The sequence below is a fragment of the Planctomycetia bacterium genome (assembly GCA_015075745.1).
GTDB lineage: Bacteria > Planctomycetota > Phycisphaerae > UBA1845 > UTPLA1 > UTPLA1.
Genome location: JABTTW010000004.1, coordinates 17,307 through 34,065 on the forward strand (window position 1 = coordinate 17,307; position 16,759 = coordinate 34,065).

General features: G+C 59.9%; 13 protein-coding genes. 3 read left to right on the forward strand and 10 right to left on the reverse strand.

Features of this window, described 5'->3' with window-relative positions; genetic code table 11:
* The first annotated feature begins 106 nt into the window (after positions 1-106).
* Positions 107-2,080: an OPT/YSL family transporter gene (locus HS101_19650; GenBank protein MBE7508476.1), complete on the forward strand. Its 1,974-nt coding sequence runs from the start codon at positions 107-109 to the stop codon at positions 2,078-2,080.
* Between the two features lie 268 nt (positions 2,081-2,348).
* On the opposite strand, the gene HS101_19655 is transcribed toward HS101_19650, so the two are convergent.
* The 3 genes from HS101_19655 to HS101_19665 all read right to left on the reverse strand — a co-directional run bounded on the left by HS101_19655 (position 2,349) and on the right by HS101_19665 (position 6,204).
* Positions 2,349-3,308 carry a M23 family metallopeptidase gene (locus tag HS101_19655; GenBank protein ID MBE7508477.1) on the reverse strand — a complete coding sequence of 320 codons (960 nt, stop codon included), beginning with the start codon at positions 3,306-3,308 and terminating at the stop codon, positions 2,349-2,351.
* 517 nt (positions 3,309-3,825) lie between these two features.
* Complete coding sequence (locus HS101_19660) at positions 3,826-5,559, reverse strand: hypothetical protein (GenBank protein MBE7508478.1); 1,734 nt, start codon at positions 5,557-5,559, stop codon at positions 3,826-3,828.
* Between the two features lie 141 nt (positions 5,560-5,700).
* Entirely contained in the window at positions 5,701-6,204 is a 504-nt protein-coding gene (locus tag HS101_19665) for a hypothetical protein (protein ID MBE7508479.1), read from the reverse strand.
* 495 nt (positions 6,205-6,699) lie between these two features.
* Between HS101_19665 and HS101_19670 the strand changes: the two genes are divergently transcribed.
* Positions 6,700-7,389, forward strand: a complete 690-nt coding sequence (locus HS101_19670; GenBank protein MBE7508480.1) for a sigma-70 family RNA polymerase sigma factor — start codon at positions 6,700-6,702, stop codon at positions 7,387-7,389.
* Positions 7,390-7,503: 114 nt separating this feature from the next.
* Entirely contained in the window at positions 7,504-10,578 is a 3,075-nt protein-coding gene (locus tag HS101_19675) for a tetratricopeptide repeat protein (protein ID MBE7508481.1), read from the forward strand.
* A gap of 81 nt (positions 10,579-10,659) precedes the next feature.
* Here HS101_19675 and nhaA read toward each other — a convergent pair whose 3' ends face one another.
* The 7 genes from nhaA to HS101_19710 form a co-directional block, all read right to left on the reverse strand.
* Positions 10,660-12,039 (reverse strand): Na+/H+ antiporter NhaA, encoded by a 1,380-nt coding sequence (gene nhaA / locus HS101_19680; protein ID MBE7508482.1) that lies wholly within the window; start codon positions 12,037-12,039, stop codon positions 10,660-10,662.
* Between the two features lie 45 nt (positions 12,040-12,084).
* On the reverse strand, positions 12,085-13,218 hold the full coding sequence (locus HS101_19685; GenBank protein ID MBE7508483.1) for a hypothetical protein: 1,134 nt from the start codon (positions 13,216-13,218) through the stop codon (positions 12,085-12,087).
* Positions 13,219-13,560: 342 nt separating this feature from the next.
* Positions 13,561-14,127: an NAD(P)H-dependent oxidoreductase gene (locus tag HS101_19690; GenBank protein MBE7508484.1), complete on the reverse strand. Its 567-nt coding sequence runs from the start codon at positions 14,125-14,127 to the stop codon at positions 13,561-13,563.
* A gap of 55 nt (positions 14,128-14,182) precedes the next feature.
* Positions 14,183-14,851, reverse strand: coding sequence for an SDR family oxidoreductase (locus tag HS101_19695; protein MBE7508485.1), 669 nt, complete (start codon positions 14,849-14,851; stop codon positions 14,183-14,185).
* A gap of 37 nt (positions 14,852-14,888) precedes the next feature.
* Positions 14,889-15,557, reverse strand: coding sequence for a hypothetical protein (locus HS101_19700; GenBank protein MBE7508486.1), 669 nt, complete (start codon positions 15,555-15,557; stop codon positions 14,889-14,891).
* Positions 15,554-15,865: a hypothetical protein gene (locus HS101_19705; protein ID MBE7508487.1), complete on the reverse strand. Its 312-nt coding sequence runs from the start codon at positions 15,863-15,865 to the stop codon at positions 15,554-15,556. Before HS101_19705 ends, HS101_19700 begins: the two co-directional genes overlap by 4 nt.
* 43 nt (positions 15,866-15,908) lie before the next feature.
* On the reverse strand, positions 15,909-16,595 hold the full coding sequence (locus tag HS101_19710; protein MBE7508488.1) for a MarC family NAAT transporter: 687 nt from the start codon (positions 16,593-16,595) through the stop codon (positions 15,909-15,911).
* Between the last annotated feature and the right edge of the window lie 164 nt (positions 16,596-16,759).

The window sequence follows — 16,759 nt, forward strand, 5'->3', positions numbered from 1 at the left end:
ACGACCGGGAAATCGTGAGGCATCCTGTTACCATGAGTACCGGCTGGTCCCTTGAAAGGACCATTTGTTCGGATGAGTTGTCGTTGCCTTCGACGGACTTCGATACATGATCTCATCAGCATCGGTTGAAGACACCGTCAGCGGCATGACGCCCGCCGAGCGCGACCGCTGGTGGTTGGACCATGTCTATCAGGCGGACGCGCCGCAGTTAACCATTCGTGTCATCGTTTTCGGGTTTCTCATCGGAGGGGTCCTCGCCACGACGAATCTTTATGTGGGTGCGAAGATCGGGGCGACGCTCGGCACCTCGATCACCGCCGTGGTGCTTGCGGTCGTTTTTTTTGATTTTCTGCATCGCATCGGGCTGGGTCGCAGGTTCGGTTCCCAGGAGGGCGCGGTCGTTCAATCCATTGCATCTTCCGCGGGCTACATGGCAAGTCCGCTGACTGCGAGCATGGCGGCCTACATGGTCGTCATGGATCGGGTCGTGCCCTCGTGGCAGATGATCCTTTGGCTGCTGGGGATTTCATGCCTGGGAGTGCTGTTCGCCATCCCGCTCAAGCGACGATTCATCAATAACGAGCAGCTTCCCTTTCCGGAGGGGCGGGCCTGCGGCGTCATGCTCATGATGCTGCGAGACGATGAGGGCCGGCGGGTAAGTCCAGAGGCGGGGGGGAAAGACGGCGTTCCCGGCTCGTCTTCAATTCCCGCAAGATTGCTCGGCTGCGCAGGTCTGGTCGCCGGCATGATTCGACTCCTTCAATCTGAGGCGATCATGCATAAGATTCGCCTGGGATTCTGTACGATCCCGGAGACCCTGGATGCGTGGTACTACCGCCTTGCAAGCAAGCAGGGACTCTGGGTGCCGGCCATCGCAGGCACACCGCTACGCGAACTGACAGTGAGGCCCACGCTGGATATTGCCGTCCTCGCGCTCGGCGGCCTGATCGGCATGCGAACCTGTCTGTCGTTGATCATCGGCGCCCTGGTGAACTACTGCGTGCTTGCGCCGTGGATGATCCAGCGGGGCGATATCGCGACGCAGACCGGGGTCGATGGCTCGATCGCCGTCGGATTTCGCGCGATCACAACGTGGTCGCTCTGGTGCGGCGCGGCGATCATGACCAGCGCGGCCCTCTGGTCGTTTTTCGTTGATCGCCGGTTGTTTGCGAACATGATGCGGCCGTCGGCAGGCTCGGGGTCCCAGAGGCCGGGCGATCCGCTGGGCAAGGTCGAAATTCCCACGTGCATATTCTTCGCCGGCTTGCCAATTACCGGCAGCGCGGTCGTATGGATGGCTCACAGCTTTTTTGATGTGGCCGTCTGGCTCGCGATGATCTCCATCCCCCTGGTCTTCTTCCTGACCATCATTGCTGTCAAGGCTACGGCACTGACCTCGATGACGCCGCACGGCGCACTCGGCAAGGTCACCCAGCTTGCCTGCGGGGCGCTCGCGCCGAATAACATCGCCAGCAACATCGTTGCCGCATCGGTCAGCGCCGAGGTCGCCCTTCAGGCCTCCAACTTTATCCAGAACATCAAGCCCGGCTACATGGTCGGCGCGAAGCCGCGACTCCAGGCGATCGGCCATCTCATCGGCGCGGTATCCGGCGCTGTTGCCGGGGTAGGCGTGTTCTACGCCGTCTTCATGAAGGACGGCCCCTCCTCGCTGATTCGTGCGGAGTATCCATTCCCCGCGGTCGTCGTCTGGCGGGCCGTCGCCGAGGCCTTGACCGGTGGTCTGTCAGGCTTGCCCAGTAGCGCCGTGGTGGCCGGAAGTGTGGGTGTCATAGTCGGAATTCTCGCGGAGTTGCTGCGGACTCGGTCGAATGGGAGATTTCCATTGTCGCCGATCGGCTTCGGCCTGGCGTTTGTGATTCCGTTTGACATCAGCCTGGCCATGTTCATCGGCGCGTCCGTGTTTTGGCTTTGTGGAAGGCGACAGTCCGGCGCAGGTGCGAAATTATCTCGCAGCATTGTCCAGAACCTGGAGCCGATCTGTGCAGGGGCCGTCGCAGGCGCAGCCTTTGTGAGTGTCGCACTGATTGCCATTGAGACTTTTTTCTTGAGCGATCGTTGACCAGTTCGTCAGACGTCGGCCGGGCACCGGTAGCCCAGGCTCGAGTGCAGCCGCCGTTCAGGACGCATGTCACGACTATTCCAAGTCGGTAACACCCCATTGCCCTCGTGATTGTTCGACGACGTGACGCCGGTGCCCGTGGGAGCAGCCCGTCGGCAACAACTTATTGGCGTTGCGAAGAATCGCGCGAATCGAATAGATGTCTATGCGATCCACTCTCGCATTGTCGTCGGCTCCATTCCACGGCAGGAGCGAGCGGCCGTTATCGCTAATCGGCACATTTCGGATTAATGTAATTCCCGGAAGAATCCTTCGCCTGAACGTGAAGATGTATCGCTCCATTTGCACCGAGGCCTGCATTGCCCGTCTGCCCCAGCACGGTTCCCGGCGTGACCGCCTGACCGTCGGAAACATTGATGTGCGACGCGTGCAGGTACTGCACCACGTTGCCGTTCGCCAGCGTGACGTTGATCGTATTCCAATCGCTGTCTTCCAAAACATCGACGGTTCCGTTGAAACCAGCGGTAAAGTCGACATTGGCAACATTGCCGTCGGCATCGAGACTGGAATAGTCGACCCCACGGTGCTGCCGGACGAAATTATCAGTAGTCGGATTCAATACATAATCGTCCGGGACCGTCTGGACGCTGCCATCAAAGCGATAGACGCGATTGGCGTTGTATTCCGAGGTTACATAATTCCCCTGCGGCAGACCAAAATCATCAGCGGTCTTTTCCAGACACCCCAGCCGCGTGGCAGAGAAAGGAACGTCGGAATCGGTAGACTCGTTGTACCACGTTCCGTCGATCTGAGTGTCGTCTGCATTGACGGTCGCCGTAAAGTTCGCGATGCGAATGCCGTTCTTACTGGGGTCACTAAACCCATGAAAGCAGACGCTTGTTTCCCCGGTGAGAGTGTCGCCGGCCAGCGTTGCATTGAAATCCAAGTCCGTTTCACTGGTTTGTCCAGTCCCGTCGGCATGGTCGCATACAAAAGGATTCTTGTAGAGAGCCGTCACTTGGCTTCCCGTCTGCATAATGATTGCTTCGCGACCAGAGTCTTCCCAGGGGCCGTTCAGGTTATGTACTACAGGAAAGTCGTCGGTAAATTCCGGGCCGTCTCCCGAAGTGGAGTCCGCCGCAGGTTGGCCCATGCCGGTTTCCATTTGCACGTTGCAGGCGTATGCCAAGCCATTAGCGAGGGTCAATACCAGAAACATCCGCTTCATACAAATAGCTCCTTAGGCGAGGGCCCTCAGATCACCCGGGGGGATGCCTTGGCAGGCATCGCTGCTTCCCATAAGGGACTAAAGGAGAATCGGGGACAGCGCGCTCCCTTGAAGCTGTGGGCGTTTATGCAACCGGCTGTGGTGGGCTTCGTGGAGAGCAAGAAACTGACATTGACACCCACAATGCGGTGCCGCCAGTGTCACGACGACATGGAATGCATCGAACCGCGTCCAGAGTGAGGATTTAGCCCAACTCGAATCATATCGCCGGAATGTAATTCGATGCTTATCGCGACTGCAATCGTGATAGAAGGCCAATTGGACGCATGTTTAGCGATGGATTCGGATACGCAAATCCCCTCTTCCAGGAGTTCCCTCGCAGACCGGTGCTTCTGCTTTGCCATAGGTGGACCGCGAAGGAAAAAAACTATTCAAGCGGAATTCCCAGAGAACGGCAGCATGCAGACCCTGAGTTGGCGCCGAATGCTCTGACGGTAGGGGCGGTCGATCGCCTTGCCTAAGGGCAGCCGCTGTTGATGACGCATACCACGAACGAATCCTTATCGGCAAAATCCGTGTTGCCGTCCTGATTGATGTCGCCGTTGAGGATATTGCAGTCCGGCGACTCCGCAGCGTAAGCCACGGGGTTTAGCACCGCCAACGTGAAGCCGTCCACGTCAAGGCCGTTCACCAACCCGTCGCAGTTCATATCGGCCGGCGACGTCGGCGCAGGAATGTTTGCCGAGAAGATGCCCGCCGAGCCTCCCACGAATCCCAGTCCGATGACCATCTGCCGGTTCGAGTTGTAGCAGGGCCCCTGGGGTCCTTGAACAGACGCATGGATATAGTTGACGTCCCTCATCACCCCGCCGCCGATGTCGAATGAATCGTATTGGCGGGCAATCATGAGTGGTGGGCTCCCCACATCCTTGAGCCAGAGACTGTCCGTGTTCGAGCCGCCTTCGTTCAAATATGCGGAGAATGGAACACTTGAGGGCACGTGCGGGCCCATCGACCAGACACTGCTGATGCTGACTCCCGGAAGGCCGGGGGCGGGCGTATCGTGGAGAACCAAGCTGCTTCCCGCCCACTGGCTCGGTCCGCCTCCGTATTGCCACACGCCGCCATTCGGCGAGCCAATGGCACCGCCGCTGTCCATGAGCGAGGAAGGGAACGTGATCGCGTCGGCGTCATCGATGGACAGCAGCCCTACATTGCTGAAGTTCAGCACGAAGTACAGTCCGCTGGTGTCCGGAGCGAGATCGCCCTTGCGTACGACCAACTCCACCGCGCCCGGCACGCCGGCCCACACTCCCGCATTGTTCATGAAATCAACGCCGTCACCCATCAGGGATGCCTTGAACACCACTTTGCCGGACGCGTTCATCCACGGATCGAACAGGTATTCGAAAAGGGCGCCTGTGCCCGGAGCAGTGGTATTGGTCAACGCGACGAGTTCGAGTTCGCCCTCGCTCCATCGCCAGATTCCACGCCCGCTGGTGTAATGACCTGAAAAGACGACTTCTCCAGCCGCGTTTATCACGGGAACGGGGTTAGCCTCAAACTGGTAGTTAAACAGATCGAACACGCCACCGGAGCCGGGCGCGACATCCCCTTCGCGGGCGACAAGCTGCAACGCCCCCGGCGCGCCGGCCCAGATTCCGGCATCGTTCGAACTGTCGACGCCCGGGCCGGCCAGATTGGCGCGAAACACGATCTGGCCCGCGTCATTGAGCATGAGCCAGTTTTGCATGCCGCCTGAGAAAACGACTCCCGCCGGCGTTCCCGGTGCGGGGTTGCCGGCCCGTGCCGCCACCGCCAACGCTCCTGGCACTCCCACCCAGATCCCCGTGTTGTTTGTCGAGTCAATACCTGCGCCGGTCAGAGCTGCTGAGAATGCCACGACGCCGGATGAATTCACCCACGGGAATAGCCATCCATTTGAAAAAGCCGCGGTCGTTCCGGGGGCCACGCTGCCTTCTCTTGCGACGAGCTGAATCGACCCCGGCAGCCCTGACCAAAGACCCTCATCATTGGACGTAGCACCAGTCAGCCATCCGGCGAAGGCGACTCGCCCGTTATTACTGATCGCAGGCGGGTAATAAAAGGAAAAAAATCGCCCGGGGGCACCTGGCGCCGATTGGCCGGACAAGGCCACGGCCTGAAACGAGAGCCCGCCGCCAGCCACGGCTGAATTCATGACAAACGCCGTGGCAATCGTATACGCGACGATATTTGAAGTAATTCGCATGTGATTCCTCCAGACGATGATCCAAAATCGGACGGGCTCAACAGGCCTACCCAGAAGGTGCATCCCCTGTCGCCCACGTTTTAGTAAAGGAAATATCCCATCGGCGCGCTCCCATGTCTGGCAGTACATTGCCCCAAGCCGTTAACGCCCGCCTCCGCCATGACCAAGCTCGGTCGAAAAAGACTCAGGAATTCGGACCCGCACCATTCCTGCGTCAATCCTTTCCTGAAGCAGTTCATCCCCACCCTGGCAATGGCCGACCGTTTGGCGCTGGAGGGAAAATTCAAGCACTTCGGTGTCGACGATATACGTTCCGGAGAGCGTTTTCCCATCCGGGCTGATCGTCAGCATCATTGGAGAGAAGTCTGTCCCGTTGAGCGCTGGGTCCGAGTTGCCATACCGACACACGATCGTTCGCCCTGTAATCGTGTCGCCGTTCACCACGCCCTCCAAATCGGCGAAGGTGTGGGAAATGGTGTTCGTGCCATCGAGATGTTCGCAAACTCGTTGCTCGATCAGCGTCGACGTCATTTCCGAAGCAAAATGCACAATGCAACTGGTCCTGCCGTTATCCTGTTCGAGCCAGCGTCCGTTCAATCCGAAAATGAGCAAATCGACCGCGTCAGGGTCTGCGTCTTCGCCCATCGACGTGTCGGTATCCGGCTCAGTCCGTAGTCCGCCGGTTCCAGGGCCCGGCGAAAAGGTCCGACCGCCGGGGACGATGGTGTCGTCGCCGCCTGCCGGTTCGCACAGGCCAGTTAGTGGATTAATGACAGGTTTGTCGGCCGGACACAATGCGGGTTGGCACTGCATGCCGCCGGCCACGATCGCAACGGCCACGCATAAGAGCAGGGTTTGAATCGACATGGTTTTCTCGCAGTTTGCCATCCAAAGTGCGTGGATTGCGGCGAATCCAGAGTGCACATGAACGTAAAGGAGAAAACAGCCTGCATTACTCCAATTTCCTTTGTGCCCTCCGTTCCGATCCGGAATTTGCCGTTGTGATGGAATGGAGGCCGTGGGCCCCGCGTGATCGGCCGGCAACTCGTCATCCCAGCGGGCAGCCCCATTCGCGAGGATCTGTTCGAGGGCACAATTTACGAGGGATTCAAGGGAATTGCGGGTTGATATAATCAATGGGTGTCCGGTAGCAGTCGTGGCGGCGACCGGCCTTTCTTGAAGAACGGTGACTCGCTGATGGACCCCGCCGATAACCCAACTGATGCCGTTCAGCGTGCGATTGCGGGTGATGCGGTCGCATTGACGCTACTGCTGACCACACATCGTCGCGGCATCCGCGACTATATCGCAGGGCGCATTCCGTCGAATCTGCGCGGTGGAATCGATGCCGACGATCTCGTTCAGGAAGCCTACGCCGAGGTCTTTCGCCACATCGGCGGCTTTGAGTCGCGCGGGCCTGACTCCTTCGGCCGCTGGATTCGCACCATCGCCCTTCGCAAATTGCGGGACGCCATCAAGATGCGCGCTGCCGACAAGCACGGCGGCGATAAGAAGCAGGTACATGGCGTGGCACCGGGCATCGGCGAATCAGTCGTCATGCTTCTGGATCTGATGGCGGGCGATGAGAAAAGCCCAAGCCGCTGCGCCGCCAGCGTCGAAGCCGTTGGCGCAGTCCGCGTGGCTCTGGCGATGCTCCCCGAAGATTATCAACAGGCCGTCACACTCGTGTATTTGCAGGGGCTTACGGTGAAAGAGGCCGCTTCCGGCATGAATCGCACTGAGCGTGCAGTCCATAATCTTTGTTACAAGGCGAAGTCGCGGCTCCGTGAACTGTTGGGTACCGAGTCTCGCTTTTTGAGTCGCGGTTGACGAAGGCAAAAGGACGGTTTTGACTATTTCGGAGCGCGCCACCCTTGGTAGTCGTTGAGCTAATAAGGGGTGAGGGCAGTCGCCTTGCGCTGGATCGGTCCGGGAGTTCCTCATATGTCGCGCAGATCATCTTCGGTTGGTGACGCACCCGATTCGCGGCATGCCCGACTCCTGCCTGTTGTTGAAGATGCAATCGCCCGTCGGCTGCAGGGCGAAGACCTTTCCGACGACGCTATCATCGAGGCCCATCCTGAACTGATGCCCGACCTACGAGAGCTTCTGGGGGAGCTTCGAAACGTGGAGGCGGCGCGACGACGTGCAGGCGGATCGAGTAACGTCTTGGGGCTTGGTCCGGCGGATCGAATCGACCGAGACAAGTCGTCGGCGTTTTTCCTGGCGGGATACGATGTCCGCGGCGAGATTCACCGGGGCGGCCAGGGCGTTGTCTATCGGGCGGTCCAGAAGTTCACTCAGCGCGATGTGGCGATCAAGGTCTTGCGCGAAGGGCCGTTTTCGGGCCCGGGCGAGCGGGCGCGCTTTCAGCGAGAGGTCGAAATCCTCGCCGGCTTGAGCCATCCCAACATTGTAACGATCCACGAAAGCGGCATCGTCGACGGCAGTCTTTATTTCGTGATGGACTACGTCGCCGGCTCCGCGCTGGACACTTTTGTTGACGAGCAACGGGCGCGCGGACCAAAGTCGTGTCGATTCACACCCGACGGGCCTCGCTCGAACATCCGGAATATCCTTCACTTATTTCATTCCATCTGCCAGGCGGTCAATTCGGCACATCTCCGCGGGGTCATCCATCGGGATATCAAGCCGTCCAACATCCGCGTGGACGAGACTGGACATCCGCACGTCCTGGACTTCGGCCTGGCGAAACTTTCGGGCAATCGGACGGGCGGCGGCCCATCGAGCGAAGTCTCGTTCGCGGGCCAGTTCATCGGATCGCTCCCATGGTGCAGTCCCGAGCAGGCCGAAGGTCGGCCCGACAAGGTTGATACGCGCTCGGATGTTTATTCGCTCGGCGTGGTTTTGTATCGGATCCTGACCGGTAGGCTGCCGTATGACGTGAGCGGTACGTCTCGCGAGGTGCTCGACCGCATCTTGCGTGAACCACCGGTCGACCCTCGCCACCACAATCCCGCCATTGATGAAGAATTGGCGACGATGACGCTCAAGTGCCTCGATAAAGACCCCGAGCGGCGCTACCAAACGGCGGGGCAGGTGACCAGTGACGTGCAGCGATACCTCGACGGTGAAGCCATTGAGGCCAAGCGCGACAGCGGATGGTACGTCCTGCGCAAGACGTTGCGGCGGTATCGCGTGCAGACCGGAGTCGCCTGCGGGTTTGTCTTGATCATCGCGGTATCGGCGGTCGCACTCGGAATCCTCTACCGCAAAGCGCAGGTTGAAGCGCGCAAAGCGGAAACCACTTCGAACTTCCTGCGAGACACCCTCGCCGCGGCCGATCCCAATACCTCGCAAGGCAAAGAAGTGACGGTTCGCGAAGTCCTCGATACGGCGGCCGGCCGCGTGGACGAGCAACTGGCCCGGGAGCCACAGGTCGCCGTCGCCATGCACAACACGATTGGTCAGACCTATCTCGCGCTCGGTCATGCCAAAGAGGCCGAGCGAAGCTATCGCGCCGGTCTCGATCTCGCCATGCACGCCCTTGGGATGGAGCACGCCGATACATTGGCGGCGCAGAACGGACTGGCGACGGCCTTTGAAGACCAGAGCCGCTATGAAGAAGCCGAATCGCTTTTCCGAGAGTGCCTCGATACCGCGCGGCGAACTCAGAGTCCAGATAGCCCCTTCGCAAACGATGTATTGCACAACCTGGCAAACCTACTGCGTAAACGGAGCAAACAGGCCGAGGCACAGGTTCTGCTCGAAGAGGCGCTCGAACGATCGCGCCGAATTCTGGGCGAGGAGAACCCTTCGACCCTCATCACGCGGAAAATCCTCGCCGCAGTCCGGCAGGAGATGGGCCAGGTTGACGCGGCCGAAGCCGAATATCGCACAATCCTGGAGATTCAGCGCCGCACACTCGGCGATCGCGCCCCACTCACGCTCGGCACTATGAATTATCTCGCCATGCTGCTCAAAGCGCGCGGCAAACTCGACGAGGCCGCGCCGATGTATGAAGATCTCGTGCGACTTACGCGCGAAGTCCTGGGAGCCGACCACCCCGATACGCTTCGCAACATGAACAGCTACGGTCGCCTTCTGCACGCCCAGGGCAAATTAGCAGACGCCGAGACAGTGCTTCGTGAAACCCTCGCATTGATGACCCAGAGGCTGGGCGAAGACCACTTCGACACGATAGTGACAACCAACAACCTGTCGCTGCTGCTTTCTGATCAGGGCCGACTTGCCGAGGCCGAGCCGCTGGCCCGCAGCGCCCTTCAGCGTGGCCGCGCACTCCTCGGGGACGACCACCGCGACACGCTCGTCTGGATGAACAATTTCGCCAATTTGCTTGCCCGCCAAGCCAATAACGAGGCGGCCGAAGCGCTCTATCGTCAGGTCATTGATGCCCGCCGAAGTTCCCTTGGCGCCGAGCATCCGCAGACGCTTACCACGATGAGCAGTCTCGCCCTTATCCTCGTCGACGATGGGGGGCAGCGGCTGATCGAAGGGGAAGTGATGCTGCGACAAGTTCTCGAACTACGTCGACGCCTGCTCGGTCCGACACACGTCGACACCCTCCTGTCCATGAACAATCTGGTAAAGGCCCTTCTCGCACGGGACCTTCTCGAAGAGGCCGAGACCTTGGCGCTTCATGCTCTTGCCGTCAGCCGCGAGACGCTTGGCCCGGCCCACCCGCTTACATTGCTCATTACCAACAACGCCGGCGCAACCTTGGCCAAACGTGGCCGACTGAACGAGGCGATCCCGCTATTAAATGACGCCATTACCATGGCCGACGAAAAGCTGCCACACGGGCACATCTCTCGATCCAACTTGCGTGCGACGCTTGGAAAGGCCCTGATTGAAGCGGACCGTTTCGACGAGGCACGGCCGCACCTCACGCAGGCTCTGGAAGACTTGAGCAAGTCGCTCGGCCCACAACATCCCACTACGCGCATCGTCGCCCAGCAACTCGACAGAATCAACGAAGACCGAGGCGGCGCTGCCGGCACCTCGACACCTCTTGAGGCAAACGCGCCTACTCCGTAAGACAGTGCTTTCCTTGGATGCTTGAGGTTGGGGTTCCCCACGCTTAGCGAACATGTGGTTAAGAGTGTCCATGCCGCGGCTTCATAGTCGGCCGGGCTCCGGCAGTTCAGGCTCGGGTGCAACTGCCGGCGCATGCGGCTGCAGCACGCGGATGAGGATGACAAGCCCCAGAATCCCGCTGATCGCAGATCCGGTAAGGATCCCGGACTTGGCAGTCAGCAAGGTGTCCCCTTCGAGGCCGAGTGAGGCGACGAACAGCGACACGGTGAATCCGATGCCGGCAAGGCAGCCGGCGCCCGCGAGGGCTGGCCAGGACACGCCGGCTGGCAGCGCGCTCCAACTGAGTCGAATCGTGAGCCAGGCGGAGGCAACGATACCGACCGGTTTGCCGATCACGAGTCCGGCCGCCACGGCGATCGCCACCGGATCGACGAGGGCATCGACCGCAATCGGAACGCCGGCGTTGGCCAACGCGAAGATGGGGATGATCACGAATCCAACCCAAGGATGCAGCGCTACCTCCAGTCGTTCCAACGGGGACACGATCTCGCGGCTTGCCAGCCGCATCTGATGGAGCAACGCAGTCCGCTCAGGCTTCGCTCCGTGCTGCAAGGTGTCCGCCGCGCCATCAATGACCTCGAGCAGAGAGTTGGACCCGAGCCATGCGCTCGCAGGCGTCAGGAGGCCCAGCAAGACCCCAGCGATCGTCGGGTGAACACCGGATTTGAGCGTGCAAAACCAGATGCCAACGCCCACGAGCACATACACGGTGACCGGACGAACGCCCAGCCGATTGAGCAGCGTCGTCAACCCGAAACCCGCCGCGGCCGCCAGTATCCACGCCAGCGTGATCGACTCGGTGTAAAAGACCGCGATGACCGAAACGGCAAGGATGTCATCTACGATCGCCACCGTCAGGACAAAGATCCTTAATCCGGCGGGAACGCGTTTCCCTAACAGCACGAGACAGCCGACGACGAATGCGATGTCCGTGGCCATCGGGATGGCCCATCCACGCCGGCCGGGCCCACCCCATTGGAGTGCCGCGTAGATCGCCGCGGGCACGAGGGCGCCGCCGATCGCGGCGACGACCGGAAGCGCGAGCTTACGGCGATCGCGCAGCTCGCCACTCGTCACTTCCCGCTTAATCTCCAACCCGATGACGAAGAAGAAGATCGTCATCAGCCCATCGTTCACCCAGTACCACAGGGGATAGTCGAGAGCGTGGCTACCGATGCCGATGCGGGCCGACTGGTCCCAGAACGTGCGATACGGATCGGCCCAGCGTGAGTTCGCTAGGATGATCGCGATTACCGTACAGGCGGCGAGCACTACACCGCTCGCCGACTCGACATGCAGAAACCGTACGAACGGACGGGTCAGTCCCTGGATCGGAACAACCGGGATCGGATCCCGAAGGACCCGGCTCGATCGTTCGGTATCCTGAGGCCGCTCCGCCATGAGGCGCCTCCTGCTTTTTCTGTTAGGCTTGTGGCTCACCCCAACTCAATAGCGGTAAATCGCGGCGATTCCGGTTCGGGTTGGCATTTGCTCGCTAGGCACGATCACGACCTGACCGCCGTATTTCAACACCAGCTCAGCAATGTCATCGAGCACGTCGTCCACGGCATTGCCGCCGAGAACGATTGCGCCTGTTTCCGGGTCGATACGGCCGGGAATGTGACGATCCGCTTCCGTGAGCAACGTTGCCACTCGCGCGGCGACGGCGCTCGCTGCGACGCTTTCGAGATGATCGTCGCCCAGCTCCTTGGCACGCGCGGTCCCGAACATTTCCACCAGTCCGGCCAGGCGCGTGCAGTAATGAGGTTCCATTGCCACCCAGGCGCGCTCGCGCAAGGCGTCGATCGTTAACGCGTCGGGATGTACAGTCACTTCGTCGGGAAGTAGAAACGGATTGCGGGTGATGCTGCGGAAAAAGCTTTGGTTCTCGGGAAGCGCCGCCAGGATCAACGGCAAACGAGTGGGGCGTGAGTAGTGTTCTAGGATCGCTCGATCGACGGCCCGGAGAAACCGCGTCGCGGCATTGTCCTCTATTTTAGATTTGGAGCCTTTGCTGAAATGCACTCCGGGATCGCCGGCCGAGGAGGCCCAGGTCGAAAGGAGCAATTCTTTCGCCTCGCGTTTCGGCGCTTCGCTCGGGATGCGCGGAACTGCAGGGTCCAGCTCCACTTCATTCAACACGTCCTGATTTCCTTCAAAAAAATTGATCTTCTCCCGGCCGACGCCGAGGACTTGATAGCGATCGGCTGTTTGCAGGAAGCGGATGAGCGGCTTGATGTGGAAACTCTCCGCGACAATCGACAGTTCTCTCACCGGACGCGCCAGATTATAAACCCGGAACCGATCGGGCGCAGCGAATGCGGCCAGACCGTCGAGTGTGTGATTCCAGAAATCGAGATTCTGCGCGAGCTCCTCGAAGGGCCGCAGCACGCTCCGCGGGTTGTGTGCAGGATAATTTTTCCGAAGCGACAGTTCCATCTCTTTGAGAAGATTGCGAAAGCGAATCAGGTCCTGCTGATTACCCGGGTGATGCCGATGCGTCGGCTGATAGAGCGAGAGACAGGGCGGCTGCACGTTGCCAAGAATGCCGGTGGAGTAATCGTGAAGAAGTGAATTCATACCTTACCTCTTTCTTGCGTCTGCAATTGTTGAAAAAGAAGAAAGCAATCTCTGCGAGCCAGTCTGGGCCCATCCGTTCCTGCCAAGGGGAGGTAGTCTAAGGCCATCGCGTTCCCCACGCCTATGCACATACCGGTCCGGGCAGGAAGATTTATGGGGGTGGCGGATATCATCATAAATACATCGTGAAATAAGGCGAATGCCTTGTTGGGGACGCAGACCTCGATATTCGCGGCTTCATGGATCACATCGCCGGACATCGTCTGGTATCCGTGAGGCTCCCATTGCGTTGCCGCTGCTTGGACGGGATGCGTTCGCGGAGGCCTTTCGGAAACCCATCAATCATGCGCTCTTTCCTCGCAGAGCCTTCATTGCGCCGCTCCATGCGTTGAGCTGATCGAACATCGTGCCGACTGACTTCTCATGGCGCGATGCCGGCTTGAATGTCGTGAAATTTTCGAAGTCGTTGAACAGCGAGAGCATGACCTGCGCGCGCACGGTTGCGACCTGCACCTCGGCCATCACCAGGCGCATGTGCTCCACCGCGCGCACGCCGCCCGCGCTGCCGTAGCCGACGAAACCGGCCGCCTTATTGTTCCACTCGGCGTAGATGAAATCGATCGCGTTCTTCAGCGCACCGGAGATGCCGTGGTTGTACTCGGGCGTCACGAACACATAGCCGTCGAAGGATGCGATCTTCGCCGCCCAGCGCTTGGTGTGCTCCTTGGAGTACTTGCCCTGTGACGGTGAAATGGGCTCATCCAGCAGGGGCAAGTTAAAGTCCTTGATGTCCACCAGTTCGTAATCAGCGTCCCCGCGCTTCTGCGCGAGCTCGTAAACCCACCGCGCGACGGACTCGCCGACGCGCCCCGGACGGGTGCTTCCAATGATGATCGCTAGCTTGAGCATGGTTCAGTGTCCTTTCGGGAAGGAGGGATGAGTTCGGTCGTCACCGGCAACTCGCTCATCGATAGACAAGACCGCCATCGATCAGCGGAGCCTGCCCTGTCATGTAGTCTGAATCGGGTCCGGCCAGGTAGGAGACCAAAGCCGCGACATCTTCCGGTGACTGCGCGCGACCGAGTGCGATGCAGCCGACGAACTTCTTGTAGATTTCGCTGATCCTGGCCCCGGCGATCTCAACCATGCGCCGATCGATCTCGCCCCACATGTCGACGCCGACGACACCGGGGCAGTAGGCGTTGACGGTGATGCCATCGGACGCGAGTTCCCTCGCCGCCGCTTGTGTCAGGGCGCGCACGGCGAATTTGGTTGCGGAGTAAACACCGAGGAGCGCGATGCCTTCGTGGCCTGCGATGGATGCAGCGCTGAAGATTTTGCCCTTGTGCTTGAGGCGCCTGAACTTCTTCGCCGCCGCCTGGATGCCCCATAGCACGCCGTTGACATTAATCTTCATGATATTGTCGACCTCCTCAGGCGTGACATCGGCCAGTGGCTGGATGGAGGCGATCCCTGCGTTATTGACGATGATGTCGAAGCCGCCGAGCTCTTTTTCCGTGTGATCAACAGCGGCGAACACATCGGCGCCATCGTTGGCCAGTCGAAGCGCGATGGCAAGACCGATGCTCCGACTAGCGCCCGTAGCGAGCGCGACTTTTCCTTTGATGCTCATTTCAATCTCCTCGGTTCGCTCTCTTGATGCGCGTCGCCTACCGCGCGTGCTGTGCGCTCTCGTGCGGCTGCTGCATGAGCTTGAGGTATTCGCCGATCACAAGGGTCGCCGGATAGAGAACCTGCTCCTCGTGCTGCGCATGCATGATGAGCGCCTCTGCGAACGCGGCGTGATCGGGCTTGTTTTCCTCTCTCGCCGCAGATGCGAGACGGTGCAGCGCAGCGGTCAGCACCTCGTGTTCGTGCAGCATGTTGGCGTATTCATCCCGAAGGCGCTCGGCCATCTTGATCGCCTCCTTGACCGTCGCATCATCGAGAGGTTCATTCCGCGCCAGCGGATCGAGCAGGCCCAGCGGTGGCATGGCGAAGGCCTCCTCCTGCTCGAAGTGCGACTGCAGGATCGCAGCGACCTCGCGGGCGCGCTCGCCCGTGGCGTCCCCCGATGCGATCGCCGCATCCAACTGGTGGTGCAGGTGTTCGTGCTCGGTCACGATCACAGGCGGCGTCGTCAGGGCAGATCGCGTTGGATCGCTCGTTGTGTGATGTTGGTGCGGTGCACGACGATCGAGTTCGTCGCAGCTGGCTCGAGACGACGTAGCGCACCCGGCCTGCGTCAGCAGCCCGGACGTTATCGCCATCATCATGATCGCCACCGTCGCGTTTCTGCCCGCGCTGGCGATGAGGGCAACTCTTTTGCTGATGCTCATATCTGTCTCCTGATTAGCCACTGGTGTGATCGCTGCCTGGTCTTGTTGAACAGGTCGAACACGATATCGTAGCGCGGCTCTGGACGATTGAACAGGTATTCCCAATTTCGGATCGATACCAGCACATCGGCGCGCCGGCGCACCGCCTCGATGGGGTATTGGCGTCCAGCACCAGAAAGCTGGCCGGCTTGCCCACCTCGATGTCGTTCCGGTCTTTCATGGATCCCGAAGGAACCGGCTCGCTCGCTCTCGTGTGCATGATCCATCACTGGCGAATTGCTTATTTTGGTCGAAATGAAGAACCGCATGATCCTTCTCCTGTCGCGACCGCAAGTGGCACGCAATGTTCCGCTATTGCTGGGTCACGGCATGGATTGCCTTGATGAGCGCAGCAAGCATTGCTTCATCGGACAGCATGTCAATGCTGCCCGTCGCGATAAACTGCACACCGACGCATACAAGCAGAAATCCCATCACCCGAGTGAGCGCGTTGAGACCCGCCGGGCCGAGCAGGTCGATGATGCGTCGGGCGCTGCGCAACACGAACCATGATGTCAACGCCACCAGCACGATACCGATCGCGATAGCGCCGTACTCCCAGATTCTCTCGACGCCCGCCGCCATGCCAATCGTGACCGCAATCGAACCCGGACCGCTCAGCATAGGCATGGCGAGCGGGACGAACGCCAGATCGGGCTTTCTGAGGATGCCATCGCGTTGACGAGATTCGCTGGCGTCCGGCAGATCGGGTTCCGGATTCAGCATTCGCAAACCGATCCGGGCGACGATGAGCCCTCCCGCGATCCGAAGTGCCGGAATCGAGATGCCGAAGAACGTCATGATCAAGGCGCCGGCGAACAGCGATACGATGAGCACGATCGTCATGTAGATGCAGGCCCGTTTCGCCTGATCTTGCGCTTTTGCTTCGGTGAAGCGGCCTGTAATTGCAATAAAAACAACAGCAGTGCTGAAGGGATTGGCAATCGGGAGCAGCCCGACGTAGGTACCAAACACGGCGATGAGGAAATCGAGAATCATCGCTGTACCACCACATGTATCAACCGCCCAGGCCTCCTGAGGGAGGGCGTCTTCATGCCATGGGCCGACCGCGACTCAATGGTTTGATCATCAGTCTTGAATCTCTCGCAGTACCAGATCTGCGGTGCTCCCCCGAAACATATAGCGCGGGTTGGCCTTGCCCA

Excerpts from the sequence above, each read along its gene's own strand:
- HS101_19650 (MBE7508476.1), top strand. The coding sequence starts at position 107 with ATGATCTCATCAGCATCGGTTGAAGACACCGTCAGCGGCATGACGCCC.
- HS101_19655 (MBE7508477.1), bottom strand. The coding sequence starts at position 3,308 with ATGAAGCGGATGTTTCTGGTATTGACCCTCGCTAATGGCTTGGCATAC.
- HS101_19660 (MBE7508478.1), bottom strand. The coding sequence starts at position 5,559 with ATGCGAATTACTTCAAATATCGTCGCGTATACGATTGCCACGGCGTTT.
- HS101_19665 (MBE7508479.1), bottom strand. The coding sequence starts at position 6,204 with ATGGGCGAAGACGCAGACCCTGACGCGGTCGATTTGCTCATTTTCGGA.
- HS101_19675 (MBE7508481.1), top strand. The coding sequence starts at position 7,504 with ATGTCGCGCAGATCATCTTCGGTTGGTGACGCACCCGATTCGCGGCAT.
- nhaA (MBE7508482.1), bottom strand. The coding sequence starts at position 12,039 with ATGGCGGAGCGGCCTCAGGATACCGAACGATCGAGCCGGGTCCTTCGG.
- HS101_19685 (MBE7508483.1), bottom strand. The coding sequence starts at position 13,218 with ATGAATTCACTTCTTCACGATTACTCCACCGGCATTCTTGGCAACGTG.
- HS101_19690 (MBE7508484.1), bottom strand. The coding sequence starts at position 14,127 with ATGCTCAAGCTAGCGATCATCATTGGAAGCACCCGTCCGGGGCGCGTC.
- HS101_19695 (MBE7508485.1), bottom strand. The coding sequence starts at position 14,851 with ATGAGCATCAAAGGAAAAGTCGCGCTCGCTACGGGCGCTAGTCGGAGC.
- HS101_19700 (MBE7508486.1), bottom strand. The coding sequence starts at position 15,557 with ATGAGCATCAGCAAAAGAGTTGCCCTCATCGCCAGCGCGGGCAGAAAC.
- HS101_19705 (MBE7508487.1), bottom strand. The coding sequence starts at position 15,865 with ATGCGGTTCTTCATTTCGACCAAAATAAGCAATTCGCCAGTGATGGAT.
- HS101_19710 (MBE7508488.1), bottom strand. The coding sequence starts at position 16,595 with ATGATTCTCGATTTCCTCATCGCCGTGTTTGGTACCTACGTCGGGCTG.